Raw genomic sequence first — 4,395 nt, 5'->3', positions numbered from 1 at the left:
GGTCTACGCTGTGGCTCGCGGCCACCGCACGATCTTTGGTTGTCTTCACAAACTCCGAATGATCACGCGGTGGCCGTCGCCATGTGACCCGAACGCTGCAAGATCGCCAAGTGTCACTGGAGTACTAATCCGGCTTCGCCCGCCGTTCAAGGCTGACAGTCGGGAGAATGCCTGTTGCGCACTGTAAATAGCGCAGCAATGCTCCGCGCGGCCAGGCCGTTTCGCTGACCTGCGTCGGAGCATGGCACCGCGGCGACCTCGGAGGTCTCGTCGGCAACAAACTCGGCGCCGATGCCATGCCGTTGAGCTGCGGTATCTCCTATTGACGGCTCTCGGCGTTCGCCCCACAGCCTGTCGCAGGTGGCCTGGCAACGGTCGAGCCCGTACCGGTGCTCGACCGCATCCGCTGCGGACGCGGCCGAGGTATGCGGGCCCCCGGTGCCTCTGCCGGTGCCAATCGACGGCCGGAGTGAACCGCTGGCAGTGCATGCCCAAGATCGGACGTAGACTACGGCCTGTCGCTGGTGCCTTGGGGGTTGTCTCCCAAGCCAACGTGGAGGTCCTATGCGCCGTCTTCTCGCCGTCGCCGCCGCCGTCGCCTTAGGGTGCGCCCTGGTCCCTGCCCTCGCCGCTCCTGCCTCCGCCGCGCAAGGAAGACTGGAGTTGATCTCTGTGAGTGGGAAGCCCACAGTCATCACAAACCCCGCGCGCAAGTGCTACCCCCTTACCATGGTCCCGATGCTTGTGAGAAACCAGACAAACAGCGTCGTGTTGCTGTTTGAGACCTCCAACTGCAAAGCGTCGGCTGTACGCGCGAGGGAAAGACTCCAGGCGGTGGCGCCTGACGGGTCAGTGCAAGCCACGTTCTACGCGCAAAGCGTCTACGTTGTCCAGTAGACCCGCACAGGCGACAAAAGCGCCGCCCCACCCGGAAAGCGGCGCTTTTGCGTTGACATTGTCAGTGATCGTCTAATTGAGCTGGGCAACAATCACGGAATTGAGCCACCTGAAGATGCTGACCCGCTAAGAGCGGATGCCAATATCTGCCGTTGTGAAGGTATTCCTGAGGTTCGGCACTGCGCTTGGGACTTCGGTTGCCTCGGTTTGATCAGAAGAGATGAGAAGGTAAACCGTTGCCGTGCGGCCGACGAAGGAGGTCGTGCGGCGTCGATCGCCCCCAGTTGTCGGCGTACGGGTTCCAGTGCAGAGCCAGGTACAGGTAAACGGGCTCTGTCGCTGATCTTGGGATGAGTTGAGAATCATGTTCGGAGCAGGATCCGCTTCCGTAGGAGATCGAAGTTGGCTCGCCCATAGCCCTGCCGCTTGACCAGCTTCACTCGCGTGTTCTGGCCCTCGGCCTGTCCGGAGTTCCAGGGAAGCGACAGGCCGGCGATGATGGCGTCGAGGTCGTAGCGCAGGCCGTGGGCGAAACGGTGCAGGTGGGGCAGGTCCTCTTCCGGGATCGCGTCGATCCAGGCGGGCAGACGGTCGCCGCGCAGATCGCGCATCATGGTGGCGAAGCTGCGGACGTGGCGGAAGGTGGCGTCCAGCTCGGGGCAGGCCTTGCGAACCTGCTCAAGGTCGGGCGCATCGTCGGGACGCAGGTTGTCGGGATGGGTCATGATCCACGCGGTGGTCTTGCGGGGTTTGGGTGTGGGCCTGGGCGGTGGTGGCGCGATGCTGCCCTTGCGGAGCAGCCGGATGTAGCGGCCGACCGGGCTCGCGCTGCCCTGGTATCCCTGTGCCTTGACCTCACGAAACAGCAGGCTCGCGTTGTGACAGCCCTGGCTGAACCGCTCATACAGGTACGGCTTGTAAGCATCCAGCAACGTGGTGCGGTGCGTGGCCGCCACCAGCAGTTCCTCCAGGCCGGCCGCGCGGGCGTAGCGGCGTACGGCGTAGTAGTCGAGATTCAGATCCCGGCTGATGCCCCGGAGTGAGCGCCCCTGGGCCAGCAGCTCCTGAACCTCGGCGTATCGCCTGCTCGTCCGGGTCACCAGGGCGCGCTCGCGGCCATGGACATCCAGGTAACCGTCCGGTGGTTCGGGCGGGACTGCCGGCTCACCGCGGTTGCCGGGCAGCTCGGCATACGCCTGCTTGACGCAGCCGTGGTGCGCGCCGACCGTCTTCTCCACGGCTTCGGTCAGGTTGTTCCAGACGTGCCAGCGATCAACAACCTGCCGGGCTTGCGGCGCTCCGGTGCGGGCGGCTTCGGCGTAGGCGCGGGCGCGATCCCGGGTGACGATCTCCACCTCGGGGTGAGCGGCAAGCCAGGCGGCCACCGGGGCTGCCTCCCGGCCCGGCAGCACCTCCACCGGACGCCGGGCCTCCAAGTCGACCACGATCGTGGCGTAGACGTCGCCCTTGCGCAGGGCGAAGTCGTCCACCGCCACGGCCCGCACCCTCCCGACGGGCGGTTCGGGATGCGATCGCACCAGCCGCAGCAAGGTGTCCTTGGCGACCGGCATCCCGAGCCGAGCCGCCAGCCGGGCTCCCGCCCGCGCGGCCATGCCCACCGCCACCGACGTCAGCATCTGCCGTAGCAGCGGCGTGAAGCGGGCGTGCGGGCTGGTCAGCCCCTCGACCTGCTCGGCGAACGTCGCCGCCGCGCACCTGGCGTTCATGCATTTGAAGCGCCGTACCGTCACCGCCAGCACGGTCTTGATCCCACTCAGCGCGGCATCGGCCAGCCTCCGCACGTACCGGTCATGCACCCGGCCCGACGCCACACCACAATGCGGGCAGATGCCTTCTTCTGCTCGACATCGGGCGTGCGGGGTCACCATCCCCGCGACCCGCTCCACAACCTCGACCACGATCCCCGCCCAATGCGGGAGCAACTCCTCAACACATCCCGGAACGCACTCCGCAAACGATCAACCACCAGATCGATCCACGTCCCAAGATCAGCGACAGAGCCGGTAAACGTGCAGAGCTGAATGCACCTGTGAGGATCCGTTAGAGCAGCAGCAGCGTCTTCCCCAGGGCGGTGCGGTTCTCGATCGCGGCGTGTGCGTCGGCGGCGCGTTCCAGCGCGAAGGTTTGCCCGATGACCGGCCGGACGAGCCCGGCGGCGGCCTGGGACATTATCTGCTCCGCCCACCGCACCAGGTTCGGCCCGAAGTCGAAGAGCTGCTCAATGCCGATCACCTCCACGCCCTGGAATCGTGCCTCCCCGGGGTCGATGAGGGTGACCTCGCCGCTGGACGCGCCATGCACGGAGAACCGTCCTCCGCGGGCCGTCACCTCGAACGCGGCCCGCCCGATCCACCCGCCGACGCCGTCGAACACCACGTCAGGCCCCGCGCCGCCGGTCGCTTCGAGCACCCGATCGGTCCAGCCCGGGTCGGAGTAGTCGACCGCGGCGTCGGCGCCCAATTCCCGGATCAGCTCGAGCTTGCGCACACCACGGGCAGCCCCGACGACCCGAGCGCCCGCCGCACGGGCGAGCTGCACCAGCAGGCTGCCAACCCCACCGGCCGCCGCTTCGACCAGCACCCAGTCACCAGAGTCGATCTTGGCCTTCTCGACCAGCCCCTGCGCAGTGCTGCCATCGCTGTGGAGGGCGATCGCTTCTGCCAGGTCCAGCCCGTCTGGTACCGGAAACAGTTCCCCGACCTCGGCCACCGCCCGCTCGGCGAAGCCACCGGTCTCCCCGGTACCGGCGATGACCCGCCGCCCACGCCAACCCGAATCTACCTGTGCCCCGATCAGAACTCACCCGTCCGGCCACCAGACCACCCGGCACGTACGGCAACGACGGCCGGGCATGCCACTTAGCAACGCCACGCCGGATCTGCGTCTCGACGAACGTGATACCCGCGACCGCCACCTCGACCACGACCTGGCCCACCCCAGCCACCGGTTCCGGAGCCTCACCCAGCACCAGCACCTCCGGACCACCGAACCGCATCACACAAACCACCTGCACGGCACTCACTCCTATCGGTTCACCAACGTGCACCCGATCATGCAACCTCAACCATGCTTGATGTCAACCCGCAGCTCAGCCAGGCGGAAGACGACGGCTCACCATCTCTGCGCATTTGCCTGTATCTGCCAATCTCCGGCCTGTTGTTGTGGTCACTCGCCGATCTTCTTGGCGTGGAGCGTGATCAGCGTGTCGGTCGTGACGCGCTTGCCGGCGGCGGGTGTCTGGCGTACGACGAGCCAGTTGCGGTCGAGCACTTGCAGGCGGTCCTGGCCGGTGGCGTCCTGGTCGTCGAGGAGGTAGAAGCCGGTGGCCTGGAGGTGGTCCTGGGCGGCTTGGAGGTTCATGCCGACGACGTCGGGGAGCTTTTTGTGTTCGGTAGCCGCAGTGGGGGATGCCGACGCCGTCTCGTCTGGGGCGTTCGTGTCGGACGTCGTCGTCGGGGCGGTGGCTGGGGATGTGGC

The 4,395-nt window shown here is 66.6% G+C and carries 3 protein-coding genes; all 3 read right to left on the bottom strand.

Annotation, left to right across the window (positions count from 1 at the left end; all coding sequences use genetic code 11):
* Window positions 1-1,259 precede the first annotated feature (1,259 nt).
* Window positions 1,260-2,786 carry an ISL3 family transposase gene (locus E1292_RS49545; RefSeq protein WP_246091038.1) on the bottom strand — a complete coding sequence of 509 codons (1,527 nt, stop codon included), beginning with the start codon at window positions 2,784-2,786 and terminating at the stop codon, window positions 1,260-1,262.
* Window positions 2,787-2,958: 172 nt separating this feature from the next.
* Window positions 2,959-3,627 carry a zinc-binding dehydrogenase gene (locus E1292_RS49540; RefSeq protein WP_342775784.1) on the bottom strand — a complete coding sequence of 223 codons (669 nt, stop codon included), beginning with the start codon at window positions 3,625-3,627 and terminating at the stop codon, window positions 2,959-2,961.
* A 456-nt stretch (window positions 3,628-4,083) separates the two neighbouring features.
* Window positions 4,084-4,395 (bottom strand): PASTA domain-containing protein (locus E1292_RS53230; protein WP_220447456.1); only part of this gene is annotated, 312 nt, incomplete at its 5' end.

It is taken from the genome of Nonomuraea deserti (assembly GCF_004348685.1).
GTDB classification, from domain to species: domain Bacteria; phylum Actinomycetota; class Actinomycetes; order Streptosporangiales; family Streptosporangiaceae; genus Nonomuraea; species Nonomuraea deserti.
This window is presented reverse-complemented; position numbering and strand designations above follow the sequence as displayed.

Coding starts and splice junctions, on each gene's coding strand:
- E1292_RS49545 (WP_246091038.1), bottom strand. CDS start 2,786: ATGGTGACCCCGCACGCCCGATGTCGAGCAGAAGAAGGCATCTGCCCG.